This window comes from Bdellovibrio sp. ZAP7, assembly GCF_006874645.1.
Classification (GTDB): Bacteria; Bdellovibrionota; Bdellovibrionia; order Bdellovibrionales; family Bdellovibrionaceae; genus Bdellovibrio.
The window spans coordinates 303,061-318,447 of record NZ_CP030082.1; the positions used below are offsets into that span (position 1 = coordinate 303,061).

Sequence of the window (15,387 nt, forward strand, 5' to 3'; positions counted from 1 at the left end):
ATAGAGTTTCGAGGTGTACCATGAGCAAATATCTGAAAATTCAAATTTCCATTTTGATTCTTTTCGTTAGTTCACTGGCATCGTCCCAGATCAAAATGTTCAAGAACGTGGTTCGCCCCAGCAAAGGAATAGCCGTGACTTACCCTGCAAAACAAATCAGCATTTCAATTGGGAAAAACGTAAATGAAGTCTATCAATTCATTTCCACACCAGAAAACATGCCACGCTGGGCCGCGGGCCTAAGTCAGGCAGAGTTGGTGAAATCAGGAGATGATTGGATCGCGGATTCACCCATGGGTAAAGTGAAAGTACGCTTTGCCGAAAAGAATAAATTCGGTGTGGTTGATCATGATGTCACTCTTCCATCCGGAGAAGTGAATCACAATCCCTTAAGGGTGGTTAAAAATGCTGATGGCAGTGAAGTGATATTTACTTTGTATCGTCGTCCTAAGATGTCTGATGTAGATTTTGAGAACGATGCAAGAGCGGTCACAAAAGATCTGCAGAAGCTAAAACAGATACTGGAAAAATAGGAACATCGAGTGATTAACGTTTTTACGTCATATCTTAGAAAATTGGGATCCAAAACTCCAAGCTGGCTGGTAAAGCACATGATCAGCTTGTGGATGCCTTATCTGGGGGCGGGGATCAAGATTGAAGAGATTTCTTCTGACTATCGCTATATCAAAGTGTGTCTGAAGCAGACTTGGTATAATCGTAATTACGTTGGAACACAGTTTGGTGGATCTCTTTACGCGATGACGGATCCCTTCTATATGCTGATGCTGATCAATAACCTTGGACAGGATTACTATGTTTGGGATAAAGGGGCGACGATTGATTTTGTGGCTCCAGGAAAGTCCAAAGTAACTGCCGAGTTCAGAATTAACGATGAAATCATCGAAAAAGTTCTTAAAGAAACAGCTTCCGGAGAGAAGTACATCTTTGATTTGCCAGTGCACGTGATCGATGCCAAAGGGGAACTGGTTGCTTCTGTTCTTAAAAAACTTTACGTTCGTAAAAAGAAAAAAGAGCGCACTTAAAACGAAATTTTAAAACTGATATCGATATTGTTGGGGATGAATCCAGCACGGTGACTGATAGTGTCTGTCGCATTAACTTCGTTTGCAGTATAGGTGTCGTAAGCGCTTTTTAGCATGCTGGCGACCACGCTTGAAGCGACACCAATCCAGTATGCTTGTTTCTTGGTGATGTTAAATCCTTTATAGGCAAGGGCAGCGCTGGATACGGCAACCAAACTTCCCGCAACAGAATTTATGATCTTGTCGTTGTGCTCGATACTGTCTTGATCTTTAGCCAGCAACCCTTGCATCAATGTACCTGCGCCAACTTCCAACAGAATATCACTGGGGTCATCAGTTTTGATGTTCGCTGGTTTTGAGATATCGGTTGTGAACTGGAGGACCTGCAAGTCAGCCAAAATCTCGTGTTGATCTAAGGTTGCGATAAACTGAATCGTTTCAGGAATTGCGTGATAGTCGCTTTTGTTATCGCACTGAAAATTTAAAACCGTTAAATTTCCATTTTTCTGAACGGTCATCGTTTTTGCGTAGCGGTCATTGCGCACGTTGGGAACGCAGGCCTTTCCGAAAAGCTTCCACACTGCCACTGCTGTAGTAGGAATTTTCTCGTTGGTAACTTGCAGTTGGCCTGAGTTTAGTTGCAACGCACGGTCCAGTTTAGAGGAATGAGTGAAGTACTCTTTATCTTGAGGAGTATAGATTTTCGTCGCTGCCAAAGACATGCCTGAAAGCAGACTGATCGTGCAAACCATTACGAATTTCATGGATCTTTGAAGCATCCCCGTTCCCCTTAGCGCTGGTTCGTTTCTGAATAGCGAAAGATATGCCACGGCTCAGGTTTATATAGCGGGGTTGAGTTCGCGAACGGTGAAATTAGGTAAAAAAGGTGACCAAAATTTGGTCACTCTTAGAATGGAAGATCCTTGTTCGGAAAGGTGTATCCAAGAGCGATACCCGCTGCCACAAAGGCTGCCGAGTCCACAGATGTGGGAGAGTTAGTAACATCGGAAATAATATTACTCCACATGCCTTCTGGCACAGTCGCACTTCGGCTGAATATTTGAATACTCCAACGTTCTTTAATAAACATCATCGCGCCAATTTCAAGGCCTACCGTCACGCCAAGACTGTCTTCGCGATAATCGCGCCCCTGCCATTCGGTCGTGATCGAGTCGTAGCCCACCGTCGGAAAGATATTTAGATACAGATTGTATCGATTGTTCCCATAGTTAAAGCTTGGGCCCCAGCCGACATCCGTGTGAAAGCGTTTAAACTGAACGTCTTTCAATGCCGGAATGTCGTTAAAATGTTCGCGGGCGTAAGAAAAACTTAAACTCGGAGTTAAGCGAAAGTGATAGCGCCATTCCTTGCGTTTCGAAGGAGGCAGAAAGTTTTTTAAACTGATGGCAGCCAGGTACTGTGTGGTCTTTTCCACAAATCCTTCAGAGCTGACCTCCTCTGCGCTGACATTTTGTTCATTGATAGTCAGGCTGGTTTTGCCGGAGGCTGGAATAATAAAAATCGAATTAGGTAAAACACTTACGACTTCAGAGCTTCTATCTGTCCATCCCACCTCGTAAATGGAAGGCGTCAGCGATTTATCAAAAGCAAAGTCCATGCTTTTTGATTCCGCAGGATTTAAAATATCTTGAAGTTCACCCTTGACCAGTACCTTGTGAGGATTAGAAGAGATATCGACAGTACCTAGGTAAATTTTTGAAGCCTTCAAGCGATAAGCAGTCTCATAACGATCTGACTTGTCACCTTGGTCATCGTTATCCATGTCATGATCGTTAAAAATCGGTAGTGACTGGTTGTAGGGAAGAACCGTTGCTGAAGTCTGTGTGCTGCTTAAGTCCGTGCTAATAAGTCTTCCGACTTCGTCAGCAATATTAGGATGAGCAGCAATCGGTGGAGCGACGGTTATAATGACGGGAGGCTGGTAATTGCTTGGGCGCGATTTAGGAAAATCTAAATTGACTTCGTCTTGGTACTCCCAGGCCGCACCTGTCAGCAAATCTGTGGCCCAGCCAATCGGGGCCCAGCTTAGAAAACCCAGATTGCCGGCAAAGCTTCGTCCCCAACGATAATGACCATTGAGTTCGGCTGTCGTCTTGGATTGTCCATCCACGGCATTCAGTTGGAGTGAGCTTTTACGAGGGACTTCTGCAAGAAGGGGAGCTTGGCCCAGGAGTTCGTCGTCTTGATAGACCTTGGCTCCTGGGAGGTTTGTATGAACGTGAATGATTTGGCGTCGTCCACCGCTGGTTGCGCAGGCTGAAAGAATCAAGCTGAGACTAAGGGCTGCGCAAATTCTGAATTTCATTCCGTCGTTTTACTTTTTCTTCCACTTCGCTTTCTTAGGATTTGCAAACAGATCTTCGCTATCAAGCAAAGCTTGAAGGCTCTTATCGATATCTGAAGTTTCCGGTTGAGAAGCGATAATTTTATAGTCGGCTTTGTTTACTTTAATAACTTCAACTGGCTTGGTCAACAGCGCCTCGATATTCGCAAGTTGTTCTTTTTCTTCCGTAGCACAGAAGGAAACAGCGATACCTTTGTTAAAACCGCGGCCTGTACGACCGATACGATGAACGTAGTTTTCAGGTTTTTCCGGCAAGTCATAGTTAATGACATGTGTAACGTCAGGGATATCGATACCGCGGGCACTTACGTCAGTTGCGATCATGATTTTGCATTCGCCTTTTCGGAAGGCTGCCATCACGTCAGCACGGTCGACTTGATCTTTTTCTCCGTGCAACGTCAAAGACGCGATATTCACGCGCTCTAAAGCTTTAGCAACGCGTTCAGCACGCACACGAGTACGAACGAAGACGATAAATTTACCATCTGCATTTTGATTGATGTACTCTGCAAGGAAGAAACGTTTGTCATCCATTTCCACGAACATCACATAGTGCTTCACGTTTTTAGAAACAGGATCTTCCGGAGAAATTTCGATACGGATAGCGCTGCTGCGAACTTGAGAGTAAGCAAGTTTTTTGATTTCAGGATTGATCGTTGCGGAGAAGAACAAAGTCTGGTGGCGACGGTTTAGTTTTCTTTTGATGTCTTCGATGTCGTCAATGAAACCCAAATCCAACATTTGGTCTGCTTCATCCAAAACCAGGTGTTCGATGAAATTCAAGTTAATGAAACCTTGAGAGATCAAGTCAAACATACGACCAGGGGTCGCGATCAACACGTCGATGCCGTCTTGAAGTTTTTTAATTTGCGCATCCTGTTCGATGCCACCAAATAAAGCGAACGGTTTAACCTTCGTGTGTTTGGAAAGTTTATTAAACACTTCACCAATTTGCTGAGCCAATTCACGAGTCGGAACGAGTACCAGGCATTTGATACCGATTGCACGCTTGCTGCTTTTTTCGGAGTGGATCATGTTGATAATAGGAATTGCAAAGGCCGCCGTTTTACCGGTACCGGTTTGGGCAATGGCCAGAACGTCTTCGCCTTTAAGAATGGATGGAATGGCTTTGAACTGAATGTCAGTTGTGCGGAAATAGCCGTTGTCTTCAAGGTTGCGAAGAAGGTCTTCAGAGAGGTGGAATTTTTCGAATTTCATGACAGACCTCTATCATGGAGAGGTCTGTCATGTCCAACTTGCTGAATTATTTACTATTTTTTGTGAAACAAAGCCTTAATTTTTGGCGCGTATGGCGGCGCAAAGAAGGCCAAATAGATCAATAAAGCACCCAGGATCAAAGCTAGGGGCACGCCACTTGGAGCCAGGAACGCATGGATAAAGAAAATATTCAAAACGATCGGCGCCATGATGACCAGGCAAAGTGGCACAAACCAGCCAATCAGAATCAAAAGCCCGCACACGGTTTCCGTGATTTTAAGTAGCGGCATGAAATAAACGGAAGCCATGATGCCTTGGAAGTAAGTCAACATTGCCGGTGGCATGCCTTCTACGGGTGGAGGTGGCATAAGGCCCATCTGTTGTGCAAGGCCAGCAACTCCCGAAAGAAAAAAGATCAAACCGAAAAGAATACGCGCGATCATTGGTAGTTTAGCTTTCATGATGAATACCCCTTTTTAAATATTGGAGCTTATCTTCAATTTAGTATCAACCAAGAATTATGTCGGTTACTCTTTTCCCTATGAATATACCAAGAATCCAATATCTCGTTTCGATGGCTCTCATTCCACTACTTGCAGTGGCGTGTTTTGTTTTTAGCTTCTCATCAGCACTCGCATTGGTTCTGGGATTGGTTACGGCAGTCACAGTCGGCAATCCCTATATCTCTAAAACACGTAAGTTGACCTCGAATCTTTTAAGCATCGCCGTTGTCGGTTTGGGTGCGGGAATGGATTTGAATGTGGTTGGCCGAGTAGGCGCGCAAGGTGTGGGTTACACAGTGCTAGGTATCTCGTTGACCCTGATCATTGGTTATTTCTTGGGTAAAGTTCTAAAAACTGAGCGTGATACTTCGATTTTGATTTCAGCGGGAACAGCCATTTGCGGAGGCAGTGCTATCGCGGCGGTTTCTTCTTCCATCAAAGCGAAGCCCCATGAAATTTCGGTCTCCTTGGGTGTGGTGTTCATGTTGAATGCCCTGGCCTTGATTGTTTTCCCATTTGTGGGTCATCACTTTAATTTGACGGAAGGTCAATTCGGTCTGTGGAGTGCACTTGCGATTCATGACACAAGTTCTGTTGTCGGAGCGTCTATGCAATATGGTGCTCACGCCTTAGAAGTGGGAACAACGGTGAAACTTGCAAGAGCATTGTGGATTGTTCCAGTGACATTGTTCTTTGGATATTTGGTTTCACGTAAACAAGAATCTACGGCGGGCAAAACAAAATTTCCGTGGTTTATTCTTGGGTTTTTATTAGCGGCAGCTCTAGTTACTTGGATCCCTCAGCTTCAGGGAGCAGGAAAAGTCGTCAACGAACTTGCCAAAAAACTTTTAGTGGTCACGTTGTTTCTGATCGGCGCGAATTTGACTCGCGACACATTACGCAGTGTCGGCGTGCGACCATTGATCCAAGGTGTTTTACTATGGATTGTTGTTGGCGGACTGACATTAGCAGCAATTTTAGCGGGCTGGATCGGGCTCGCGTAATCCTCGAAAGCAAAGGAATATCCATGGCATTCAAATCGGCAGTTACGTTAAGAGATGGCACCCACATGCCTCAATTGGGCTTCGGCGTTTGGCAGGTGCCCGATGATGGTGCCGAGACAGCAGTTGCCGAGGCTTTCAAAGTTGGTTACCGGTCGATTGATACTGCAGCTATTTATCGCAACGAAGCCGGCGTAGGTCAGGCAATTAAAAACAGCGGACTTGCCCGTAGCGAGATATTCATCACAACAAAACTTTGGAACGAAGACCAAGGATATGACAAAGCGATGAAAGCGATTGATTCGAGTCTGAAAAAACTGGGAATCGAGCAAGTTGATCTGTATCTGGTGCATTGGCCGTCCCCACATCGTGGTCTTTATCTTGAAACATGGAAAGCCATGATTGAGATTAAAAAACAGGGTAAGGCAAAATCAATCGGTGTATCTAATTTCATGCCCGAGCATCTGACTCGTATTATCGATGCAACCGGAGAAATTCCAGTCCTTAATCAAATTGAACTTCATCCAAAATTCCAACAAAAGAATTTGCGTGAGTTCCATGAAAAGCACGGCATTTTCACCGAGTGCTGGAGTCCCTTGGGTCAAGGTAAGCTTTTGGATGATTCACATCTGAAAGAAATCGCGGCAAAACATGGCAAGTCCACGGCGCAGGTTATTTTGCGCTGGCATTTGCAGAATAATTTTATCGTGATTCCGAAATCCGTGACACCTTCACGCATTAAAGAAAACTTTGATGTTTCTGATTTTAAATTAAGTGCCGATGATATGGCTAAGATTGAAAAAATGGACAGCAAAGATGGGCGTATTGGACCAAATCCAATGACTGCAGAGTTCTAAAATTATTCGCGAAAATAATCATAGCGATCCTCTTGTGAAAGATCGCGGTAAAGGGCGGCCCTGCGCCGCTCTTGTAATCGATATTCTATAAAGTTCCAATACACGATTTGATACACCAAAAAGACCACCACTCCGGCGGCAATCATTAAAACCATTTGCCGATGCGATTCCCAGATATAAACCGCCGAAAACAATAGCAGCGGATGCACCACAAAAAGAAGCGCGTGCAGCCACATCTCCATCGCAGAGCAAAACTTACGATGAACCCATTCGTCCTTGGTGATAAAGACGCATGAAAATATCGCCATTGAATAGTAAATAGTTTCAGTCGTGGAGTTTTTAGGTGCTAAACCTATGAATAGCAAACAGGAAAGAACTGTTGCTGTATCCATAGGGTGTCCCAATCTTTCCCAGCGGGGCAATCCTCGTTTGTGATGAAAAAAGACTTCATCAACAAATATCAGAACACCTTGAAGGATAGTGAGAAACAGGAAGACGCTCATAGCTTCTCCATCAGTCCTCCGCAGACAGTCAGACCGGGACCGAATGCGTAACTAATGATCTGAGTTCCTGACGGTACGTTGTCGTCATGGATGATGGATTCCCACAAGTGGGGGAGAGTTGCTGAAGACATATTGCCCCGGCGATGCAAAAGTCGACGACTGGCTTCAACTTGTGAACTTTTTAATTCTAAGTGATGCGCAACTTGATCAATAATTTTTGGTCCACCAGGGTGAACAGCGAACAGAGCATTCTTTTGAAGTTTGGAAAGATCATAACCGCGCGTTTTTAGCCAGCGCTCGGTGAATTCGCGAATCTTTGTCCCGACCATCGAGGGAACATCTTTCGACAGAGTCATTTTCATTCCCCAATCGGAAACCATCCATTCCATTGCATCAGCTGTGTTAGGAATAATTTCTTCATAAAGCGAATGAATTTTAAAGCCCGAGTCTGGTCGTTCGTGACTCATGCGGTAGGCGATACAACCATCAGCGAACAAACTTTGAATCACCATTTGCTCTAGAGATGATTCTTCGGGATTTAAATGCAGGCTGCATAACTCGGTGTGAACCAAATCCACGCTGCGCTTTTCTCCCAAGATAGATTCATTGGCTAAAAATCCCGCTGCCATTCTTAATGCCGGAAAGGCGCCATAGCAGCCCATGTGGTAGGAATGCGTGACGGTGACTGGTTTAGGGGATTTTAGAGCAATAAGCTGAGCAGCACTTGGTGAGACGTATCCTGTGCAGCTGACATGAATCATATCGTCAGGATAAGTCCGGGTGTCGTAAATCTGTTTGAAAAGATCTTGCACGATCTTGTGATAGTATTCGTGGCGATGGTGCATGCTGACGCCACGCTTGCTGACGGAAATAGGGTAAATTTTATTTTGAGACCAATCGTGCTCGCCGACATCAGGTACAAAAAAATATCTCTGCTGAATTTGTTGCGACGAACAACCCACCCTGTGGAGCATTTTTAAATACTCCTCTTTCGTGTGGGATTGTCCATTTTGTGCAAGTTGATGAGCTGTCGAAAGCCAATCAAGACTGGCATCCTGGGATACCTGATACGGAGGCTCAATGGAGTGAAACTTTCCTAGATACATGACTCCATGCTAAGGGCCCGCGTACACCTCTTGTAGATCCAGTGTGAACATACACCGGGGAGGCTAACAATTCTAAGAATCAAGAGCCTCATCTGTGTGGTACTTCTTCATGCCTATAAGCATGAGTAATCCCGGTACTGCAATCAATGCGCAAGCATAAAAGAAATTCGCCCAACCCAAATGCTTTACCAGATCCCCGGTGAAACCCGAGAAAAAAGTTCTTCCCAAAGTCGCGACACTTGAAAGAATCGCATATTGAGTTGCTGTGTATTTCTTGTTGCTAAGTGCGGCCATGAAAGCCACGAAGGCTGCGGTTGCCATGCCTGTGCTGATATCTTCAAACACGATCACCGCTGCAAAAGGCACGAGTGCATTGCCCGTAAATGTGAGGACTGCGAAAGCTGCCGTGGAGATGGCTTGTAATATACCAAAGACCCACAGACTGCGATAGATGCCGACATAGTATATTGCGATACCGCCAAAGAACAATCCAACGAGTGACGATGCGGTTCCGAAAACTTTTGCCACCAGTCCGATGTCGGCGTTCGTAAAACCCATCTGTACATAGAAAGGCTGCAACAGCGCTCCAGCCAGGGCGTCGCCCAGCTTAAACAACAAAACAAACAAAAGAATATAAGCGGCACCTGGTCTTCTTAAAAACTCTGCAAAAGGTTCAACTGCTGCCTGATACAATGATTTCGGGGGAGGAGAATCCAGTTTTGGCTCGGGTGCAAAGAATGTCGTTAAAAGTCCGATACCCATTATAGCAGCCATCAGGAAATACAACTGCCCCCAAGTAATTGGCCAGAACTCGTTGCCCACCATACCGATACCCAAGCCGCCAGATACCAACATTGCAATTCTATATCCGTAGATATTAAGCGAAGATCCCAAACCCAATTCTTGATTCGAAAGAATCTCACGTCGGTAAGCATCAATCGCGATATCTTGAGTGGCACTGAAGAAAGCAATCAATACGGCCATGATCGCCATCAAGCTTAAGTTATTCAAAGGGTTCAAAGTACCTAAGAAAAACAACGATGCCATTAAAGCGACCTGTGTCGCCATCATCCAACTGCGACGACGCCCCACTTTAAATAAAGTATAGCGATCCAACAGTGGTGACCACAAAAACTTCAACGAATAAGACAGTCCCACCCAGCTAAAATAACCGATGGTGCTGATATCAACTTGCTCGCGGGCTAACCACGTTTTCAATGTTCCGCCGGTCAACGCCAGAGGCAAGCCGCTTGCGAAACCCAGAAACAGGATGATAAGCATATGTTTGCTAAATAGGTCTTTGAGGATATTTTTCTTAGCTGCCATTACTGTGATGTCTCTCTTTGTATTACTTAGTCAGGTTCTTAAGTCTTTTGCGCATCGTCCACAACAGGTGACTGATGTAAGGTCTGCGGCTTTCTCCGGTAGTAACCATCAAAAGTTTTGTGATCTTTAAATTTACGGAATCGGTGTAAAGCAAGATCAGCATTTCGTAAATAAAGTTGGTATTTAAGGTCACGTGATTATCCGTTCCCACGCCCAGTTGCACACCTTTTTTCTCCCACCACGAGAACGGATGGTCCTTGTAGTCTTCGAATTTTCCAGTGAGTTTATTATTCGAGGAGGGAAGTGAAACCAAGGTCACCCCTTTTTGAATCATGCGATTCAAAACATCATGTTGATAGTGCTCCACTTCGCGCGCGGTGTGAAATTTCGCTTTTACCAGCAGAACTTTTTCAGCATCATTTAAACGTTCGCCCTTTAAAAGTTTTTCCAGGACGTGGCGGTTGTCAGCCCAATCAAGTTCCGTTAATTCGCGGTACAACGGATCTTTTTCGGTAAAGCCTTTACCGTCGTCATTGCGTTTGATGAAATCCTGATACAGCCGGTGGAAGTACTTATTGGGATTAATCCCCAGACTGATTCCGTGCTCAAGTGTATCGATGTGCCAGATGTTCATGGCATTATCCACGGCTTGAATACCTTTTTTCAGTGTATGCCACGTTTCACCGTGATGCGAGCGGATTTTGAAACCACGATACTGCAGTTTTCTAAACCCCATCTTCATTTCATTGAAGTGTTCTTTACGATAAAGCTCACGCTCGTCACCCACGGTGTCCGCATCCGTCATCACTTTTTGCAGGAAAGGATATTTGTCCAACATCTGAACCAGCTCGTCGATCTGGGACATAAAGTGGTCTTTGCGGGTTTTAAAATTTTCTGCGTCAAAGTGATTGGCTTCCTTACGGAAAGACGGGGAAAGGATAAAACGAAATTCACTGTGCTCATCCTGGAATTTCTTAAAGCCGTCGTACAAACCTAATACAACATCTTCCGGAGTGACGTCGTCGATACCAGGAATTTGTTCTGATGAACTGGAAGTCGAACGCGACAGGGAAAACTTAAGACGAACAGAGCCGACGTTAAAGTTTTTCCAAAGGTCGTTCGCCATGTGATAGGCAGCTTCGGCATGGACTTCGCGATTTATAAAGATCAGTTTTGGAAGATACAGAATTTTAAGATAACGGGCGAAACCTTCGTTTTCCTGCAGACGAATCAGTTTATCGACGTCCTCAACACTGCGAATTGGTAATGCCTGGGGGCCGTATACTTCGGAAATTTTTTGTTCATAGATCGCTTTATCAGGACCTTCCAAAAGTTTTTTCAAACGGGGGTAAATGAAATCTGCAGAAATCGCACCGGTCAGATGAATGTGTTCCTCGTTATACTTAAGTGGAAAGTTTTTAAAGAACTCAAACAATGCGGCCGAGATTGGATGCTTCAGCAAAGTTGTGATCGTGATTTCATTAATTTGAAAGCGGTTCAATAGATTGCGGAAGTCCGCGACCAATTTGTAAGCTTCCGGATTTCCGTTATTTAAGTCAGATGAAAGCAATAAATCCAATGTATCGGATAGCGAAATCCCATTGGTTTCACTGATGATAGTAGTCAGAGCTGCGACCAGCTGATTGTGAATGTCCTTATTCACGCAAGCCCCCTTTGTAAAAGGTTAGCTGGGAATAAGGACGATGTACACGACTATCCCGTTTTTAGGATCAGGTAGGGTGCCCAGTCAGGTGGAACGTGATCGGCACTTATTTCCAGCGCCAAAGTTGGCAGCCAGTTCGGTGCGCGCGGTTCTGTCAACAATGGCATATTCGCTGTGCGTGGAGTGCGATTCGCTTTTCTTTGGTTGCATTCGCGGCAAGCAGAAACAACATTTGTCCAGTTTTTGGGTCCGTTATGAGAGGCAGGTACGACGTGATCAAGGGTGAGCTGTTTGGCGTTGAGTTTGTCGCCGCAGTATTGGCAGGTGTAATTGTCGCGGATATAAACGTTTTCCCGGCAGAATCGGATAGCGTGGCTACCCCGAGGTTTAACGTATGATTTTAGGCGGAGGACACTGGGGAGCTGAAACCTTCGCTGGAAAGACCTAGCGAATGATTCGTGATACTCGAGTATCTCCACTTTATCTTGAAACCACAATATCAAGGCCTTTTGCCAACTTACAACCCGCATGGGTTCGTAGCTTGAGTTTAGCAGTAAGGACCTCAGTGAGGCCATGTGCTGCATGTATCCCCCGTTCTGGTGCGTTCCTATACTCAAGTATATCTAATATTGAGCCGGAAAAACAAGCTCTACGCCAATTGTGTCGCAGATGAGGGCTTTTATATTGCCAAAAGGCTAGGAAAAGTGGGATACGAACGTATCAAAAAAGGAGACTCATTATGAGAAGAGTATTGGCATTCAATTACGTTCTAAAAGGCCCAGATGGTCAAATCCTTGATAAATCTGAAAAGGGTCAACCTTTGCCATACCTTGAAGGTGCAGGACAAATCCTTCCTAAACTTGAAGAAGAAATCAAAGACATGAAAGAAGGCGACAAGAAAAATGTTAAGCTTGCCGCCAAAGATGGTTACGGCGAAATCCGCGACAATATGTTCATGGATGTTCCTAAAGAAGAACTAGCTCACCTTCCACAATTGGAACTTGGTGCGCACCTTCGTTTGGAATTGGGCGAAGGCCAACACATCGTACGCGTAACAAAAATCACTGACTCTCACGTAACTCTAGATGGCAACCACCCATTGGCTGGCCAAAATCTTGAGTTTGATATTGAGATGGCACTGATCAGACCAGCCACACAAGAAGAAGAACAACACGGCCATCCGCATGGTCTACACGGCGACGCCGGTCACCACCACTAGAACCGTTGGTGAAAATGGCCCGATCGACTGCGTTGTCGGGCCTTGTCCTCGCTCCGACGTGCCTGGGGCACGCCTGCGCTGTGGGAAGACCCTCCGCCTTGCGCTCGGACCATTTTGACCAACGGCCTTCTGCGACGTTTTGTTGGGGGAGGGGAGTTGGTCTTTTAGTTTGGGGAATTTGAATTACTATTTTCGATTTTCGATTGAGTCGATTTTCGAAAAATTTCGGAGAAATTTTTTATGCCTTCGTTTGATATTGTTTCTGAGTTGAATCTTCAAGAAGTAGATAATGGGATTAATCAGGCTCGTAAAGAGGTTGAGGGTCGTTATGACTTTAAGGGGAGCAAGGCTGAGATTGGTTGGGATAAAGATAAGAAAGAAATTAGTTTGTCTGCCGAAGATGAATATAAAATCGAACAAATGGGCAGTATCCTTCAGACGAAATTGCATCGTCGTGGCGTCGATATTAAATCGACGAAGTTTGATAAGATTGAACCTGTTGGTGGTCGAATGCTCCGCCAGAAGGTCACTTTGCAACAAGGTATTGACCGCGAAGTTGCTAAGGAAATTATTAAAGCTATTAAAGACGCTAAGTTGAAAGTTCAACCGCAAATCGCAGACGATAAAGTAAAAGTTTCCGGTAAAAGCATCGATGAATTACAAGAGTGTATTGCTTTGATTCGTTCAGGTGATTATGCGGTTCCATTGCAGTTTAATAATATGAGATCTTAAAATTGGGCTTGCACGGAAATTGGGCTATGCTAGCCTTAATCTAGTTTACCCAAGTTCCCCGTGTGAGTATCGATTTTAAGTTGTTCGAAGGCTTCCTCGGGTTTTTTAAACGACCATAGGAGGTCTTTCGTGGCTAAGAAGTTATACGTGGGCAATTTGCCTTACACAGTAGATGATGAATCTCTACACAATCACTTTGCACAATTCGGTGCAGTTGATTCCGCAAAAGTTATCATGGATCGCGAAACAGGTCGCTCTAAAGGCTTCGGCTTTGTTGAGATGACTGATGATACTGCAGCTGATGCAGCTATTGAAAAAGGCAACGGCATCGAAATGAACGGTCGTGCTTTGAATGTTTCTGAGGCTCGTCCTCAAGCGCCTCGCGAAGGCGGCGGTGGTCCTCGTCGTAGCGGTGGCTTTAATAACAACCGTGGCGGTAACGGTGGCGGCGGTCGTCGCGAATACGGCAATCGCTAATTGATTTGATCACTATTGTTAATAGTAATTTAGAGCCCTGAGGAAAAACACCTTGGGGCTTTTTCGTTCTGGTCTTGAACAAAGATCCTTAAAGATGTCTGATAGTTCTCTATGAGAACTCTAATTATCACGTTTTTCCTTTTATTCTCGTCACTTTCATTCGCACAAAAGAAATTGATTGTCCTGGGGGATTCTATCACTGAGGGCTACGGCGTTTCTAAAGAGGCGGCTTATCCAGCTTTGCTTGAAAAGAAATTGCACGATACTGGCAAAAAAGAATGGACCATCATAAATGCGGGTGTAAGTGGCTCGACAACGGCTTCGGGAATTTCGCGCATGAAGTGGTTGTTTAAATCAAAACCCGACATCGTGTTTTTGGCTTTGGGAGCAAACGATGGTTTGCGTGGTTTGAAAGTGGAAGAAAGTCAGAAAAATCTGGCGTCCGCTATCGAGTATGCGCAGAAAGAAAAAGTCGAAGTGATTTTGGGTGGCCTTTACATGCCACCTAATTACGGCGCGGACTATACCTCCAAGTTTAAAAAAATGTACGAGGATTTGGCCAAGAAATACAAACTGACTTTTATTCCGTTCATTTTGGACAAAGTTGCGGGCAATCCAAAATACAATCTCGCTGATGGCATTCATCCTAATGAGGAAGGCCATAAAATTATCGCAGACACGATCTTTAATGCATTGAAAGGCAAGTTATGAGCTTAACCCTGAACGACATCCGTAAAAGTTTTCATCAAGGCGATGCTGAGGTCGCAGTCCTAAAGGGGTTGAATGTCACGATTGAACCAGGGCAGATTGTTTCCATCGTTGGACAATCGGGAAGTGGGAAATCGACTTTGCTTTCTATCTTGGCGGGACTAGAGCGCGCAGACCGTGGGGAAATCCTTGTGGATAAGGTGAATTTGTCACCTATGACCGAACAGCAGTTAACGTTGTTTCGTGCTCAAAATATTTCCATCGTGTTTCAACAGTACCATTTGATTGCGCATTTAACGGCTTTGGAAAATGTGTCACTGGCTTTGGAAATTCTAAAAATGGAAAATCCTAAACAACGTGCCGAAGAAGCTTTGCGTGAGCTGGGATTGGGACATCGCCTGGATCATTTCCCCAGTCAGCTGAGCGGGGGAGAATGTCAGCGTGTTGCGATTGCTCGCGCCCTGGTGGTGAAGCCGCGTATTTTACTTGCTGACGAGCCAAGTGGAAATTTGGATACGCATACGGGAGATAAAGTGATGGATGTCTTTTTCGAAGTTGTTCGCAAGCACAACATCACGACTATTCTGGTTACCCACAGTGAAACCCTGGCTCGCCGCTGTCAGCGCATTCTTCGTTTGGAAGATGGCGTATTAAAGGATCAGTAAA

The 15,387-nt window shown here is 45.0% G+C and carries 18 protein-coding genes; 9 read left to right on the top strand and 9 right to left on the bottom strand.

Features of this window, described 5'->3' with window-relative positions; all coding sequences use genetic code 11:
- Nucleotides 1-20: 20 nt before the first annotated feature.
- Both DOM22_RS01585 and DOM22_RS01590 read left to right on the top strand, forming a co-directional pair.
- Nucleotides 21-533: a hypothetical protein gene (locus DOM22_RS01585; RefSeq protein WP_210415667.1), complete on the top strand. Its 513-nt coding sequence runs from the start codon at nucleotides 21-23 to the stop codon at nucleotides 531-533.
- Between the two features lie 12 nt (nucleotides 534-545).
- Nucleotides 546-1,043: a DUF4442 domain-containing protein gene (locus DOM22_RS01590; protein WP_371716805.1), complete on the top strand. Its 498-nt coding sequence runs from the start codon at nucleotides 546-548 to the stop codon at nucleotides 1,041-1,043.
- On the opposite strand, the gene DOM22_RS01595 is transcribed toward DOM22_RS01590, so the two are convergent.
- From DOM22_RS01595 to DOM22_RS01610, 4 genes are all read right to left on the bottom strand, one after another.
- Nucleotides 1,040-1,822 (bottom strand): hypothetical protein, encoded by a 783-nt coding sequence (locus DOM22_RS01595; RefSeq protein WP_142698710.1) that lies wholly within the window; start codon nucleotides 1,820-1,822, stop codon nucleotides 1,040-1,042. The two genes, DOM22_RS01590 and DOM22_RS01595, sit on opposite strands and share 4 nt — an antisense overlap.
- A 128-nt stretch (nucleotides 1,823-1,950) precedes the next feature.
- On the bottom strand, nucleotides 1,951-3,369 hold the full coding sequence (locus tag DOM22_RS01600) for a hypothetical protein (protein ID WP_142698711.1): 1,419 nt from the start codon (nucleotides 3,367-3,369) through the stop codon (nucleotides 1,951-1,953).
- Nucleotides 3,370-3,378: 9 nt separating this feature from the next.
- Nucleotides 3,379-4,626: a DEAD/DEAH box helicase gene (locus DOM22_RS01605; protein ID WP_142698712.1), complete on the bottom strand. Its 1,248-nt coding sequence runs from the start codon at nucleotides 4,624-4,626 to the stop codon at nucleotides 3,379-3,381.
- Nucleotides 4,627-4,679: 53 nt separating this feature from the next.
- The gene (locus DOM22_RS01610; protein ID WP_142698713.1) at nucleotides 4,680-5,087 is read right to left on the bottom strand and encodes a DoxX family membrane protein; all 408 of its coding nucleotides are present in this window, start codon (nucleotides 5,085-5,087) and stop codon (nucleotides 4,680-4,682) included.
- A gap of 80 nt (nucleotides 5,088-5,167) precedes the next feature.
- Here DOM22_RS01610 and DOM22_RS01615 point away from each other — a divergent pair, with 80 nt between their 5' ends.
- The gene (locus tag DOM22_RS01615; RefSeq protein WP_142698714.1) at nucleotides 5,168-6,133 is read left to right on the top strand and encodes a YeiH family protein; all 966 of its coding nucleotides are present in this window, start codon (nucleotides 5,168-5,170) and stop codon (nucleotides 6,131-6,133) included.
- A gap of 23 nt (nucleotides 6,134-6,156) precedes the next feature.
- On the top strand, nucleotides 6,157-6,987 hold the full coding sequence (locus DOM22_RS01620) for an aldo/keto reductase (RefSeq protein WP_142698715.1): 831 nt from the start codon (nucleotides 6,157-6,159) through the stop codon (nucleotides 6,985-6,987).
- 2 nt (nucleotides 6,988-6,989) lie between these two features.
- On the opposite strand, the gene DOM22_RS01625 is transcribed toward DOM22_RS01620, so the two are convergent.
- The 5 genes from DOM22_RS01625 to DOM22_RS20215 form a co-directional block, all read right to left on the bottom strand.
- A complete protein-coding gene (locus DOM22_RS01625) occupies nucleotides 6,990-7,490 on the bottom strand; it encodes a hypothetical protein (protein WP_142698716.1) in 501 nt (166 codons plus the stop codon).
- Nucleotides 7,487-8,596, bottom strand: a complete 1,110-nt coding sequence (locus DOM22_RS01630; RefSeq protein ID WP_142698717.1) for a 3-oxoacyl-[acyl-carrier-protein] synthase III C-terminal domain-containing protein — start codon at nucleotides 8,594-8,596, stop codon at nucleotides 7,487-7,489. The genes DOM22_RS01625 and DOM22_RS01630 overlap by 4 nt, the downstream gene beginning before the upstream one ends.
- A 72-nt stretch (nucleotides 8,597-8,668) precedes the next feature.
- On the bottom strand, nucleotides 8,669-9,922 hold the full coding sequence (locus DOM22_RS01635) for an AmpG family muropeptide MFS transporter (protein ID WP_210415668.1): 1,254 nt from the start codon (nucleotides 9,920-9,922) through the stop codon (nucleotides 8,669-8,671).
- Between the two features lie 22 nt (nucleotides 9,923-9,944).
- Nucleotides 9,945-11,585, bottom strand: coding sequence for a hypothetical protein (locus tag DOM22_RS01640; protein ID WP_142698718.1), 1,641 nt, complete (start codon nucleotides 11,583-11,585; stop codon nucleotides 9,945-9,947).
- Between the two features lie 50 nt (nucleotides 11,586-11,635).
- Nucleotides 11,636-12,169: an HNH endonuclease gene (locus tag DOM22_RS20215; RefSeq protein WP_142698719.1), complete on the bottom strand. Its 534-nt coding sequence runs from the start codon at nucleotides 12,167-12,169 to the stop codon at nucleotides 11,636-11,638.
- A gap of 155 nt (nucleotides 12,170-12,324) precedes the next feature.
- On the opposite strand from DOM22_RS20215, the gene DOM22_RS01650 reads away from it, so the two are divergent.
- From DOM22_RS01650 to DOM22_RS01670, 5 genes are all read left to right on the top strand, one after another.
- Nucleotides 12,325-12,804, top strand: a complete 480-nt coding sequence (locus DOM22_RS01650) for a peptidylprolyl isomerase (RefSeq protein ID WP_142698720.1) — start codon at nucleotides 12,325-12,327, stop codon at nucleotides 12,802-12,804.
- Between the two features lie 240 nt (nucleotides 12,805-13,044).
- A complete protein-coding gene (locus DOM22_RS01655) occupies nucleotides 13,045-13,536 on the top strand; it encodes a YajQ family cyclic di-GMP-binding protein (RefSeq protein ID WP_142698721.1) in 492 nt (163 codons plus the stop codon).
- A 129-nt stretch (nucleotides 13,537-13,665) separates the two neighbouring features.
- On the top strand, nucleotides 13,666-14,013 hold the full coding sequence (locus DOM22_RS01660; protein ID WP_142698722.1) for an RNA-binding protein: 348 nt from the start codon (nucleotides 13,666-13,668) through the stop codon (nucleotides 14,011-14,013).
- A 111-nt stretch (nucleotides 14,014-14,124) separates the two neighbouring features.
- Nucleotides 14,125-14,724, top strand: coding sequence for an arylesterase (locus DOM22_RS01665; RefSeq protein WP_142698723.1), 600 nt, complete (start codon nucleotides 14,125-14,127; stop codon nucleotides 14,722-14,724).
- Nucleotides 14,721-15,386, top strand: a complete 666-nt coding sequence (locus DOM22_RS01670) for an ABC transporter ATP-binding protein (RefSeq protein WP_142698724.1) — start codon at nucleotides 14,721-14,723, stop codon at nucleotides 15,384-15,386. The genes DOM22_RS01665 and DOM22_RS01670 overlap by 4 nt, the downstream gene beginning before the upstream one ends.
- The last annotated feature ends 1 nt before the right edge of the window (nucleotide 15,387 follow it).

Coding starts and splice junctions, on each gene's coding strand:
- DOM22_RS01585 (WP_210415667.1), top strand. CDS start 21: ATGAGCAAATATCTGAAAATTCAAATTTCCATTTTGATTCTTTTCGTT.
- DOM22_RS01595 (WP_142698710.1), bottom strand. CDS start 1,822: ATGCTTCAAAGATCCATGAAATTCGTAATGGTTTGCACGATCAGTCTG.
- DOM22_RS01600 (WP_142698711.1), bottom strand. CDS start 3,369: ATGAAATTCAGAATTTGCGCAGCCCTTAGTCTCAGCTTGATTCTTTCA.
- DOM22_RS01605 (WP_142698712.1), bottom strand. CDS start 4,626: ATGAAATTCGAAAAATTCCACCTCTCTGAAGACCTTCTTCGCAACCTT.
- DOM22_RS01610 (WP_142698713.1), bottom strand. CDS start 5,087: ATGAAAGCTAAACTACCAATGATCGCGCGTATTCTTTTCGGTTTGATC.
- DOM22_RS01615 (WP_142698714.1), top strand. CDS start 5,168: ATGAATATACCAAGAATCCAATATCTCGTTTCGATGGCTCTCATTCCA.
- DOM22_RS01620 (WP_142698715.1), top strand. CDS start 6,157: ATGGCATTCAAATCGGCAGTTACGTTAAGAGATGGCACCCACATGCCT.
- DOM22_RS01625 (WP_142698716.1), bottom strand. CDS start 7,490: ATGAGCGTCTTCCTGTTTCTCACTATCCTTCAAGGTGTTCTGATATTT.
- DOM22_RS01630 (WP_142698717.1), bottom strand. CDS start 8,596: ATGTATCTAGGAAAGTTTCACTCCATTGAGCCTCCGTATCAGGTATCC.
- DOM22_RS01635 (WP_210415668.1), bottom strand. CDS start 9,922: ATGGCAGCTAAGAAAAATATCCTCAAAGACCTATTTAGCAAACATATG.
- DOM22_RS20215 (WP_142698719.1), bottom strand. CDS start 12,169: ATGCAGCACATGGCCTCACTGAGGTCCTTACTGCTAAACTCAAGCTAC.
- DOM22_RS01650 (WP_142698720.1), top strand. CDS start 12,325: ATGAGAAGAGTATTGGCATTCAATTACGTTCTAAAAGGCCCAGATGGT.
- DOM22_RS01655 (WP_142698721.1), top strand. CDS start 13,045: ATGCCTTCGTTTGATATTGTTTCTGAGTTGAATCTTCAAGAAGTAGAT.
- DOM22_RS01665 (WP_142698723.1), top strand. CDS start 14,125: ATGAGAACTCTAATTATCACGTTTTTCCTTTTATTCTCGTCACTTTCA.
- DOM22_RS01670 (WP_142698724.1), top strand. CDS start 14,721: ATGAGCTTAACCCTGAACGACATCCGTAAAAGTTTTCATCAAGGCGAT.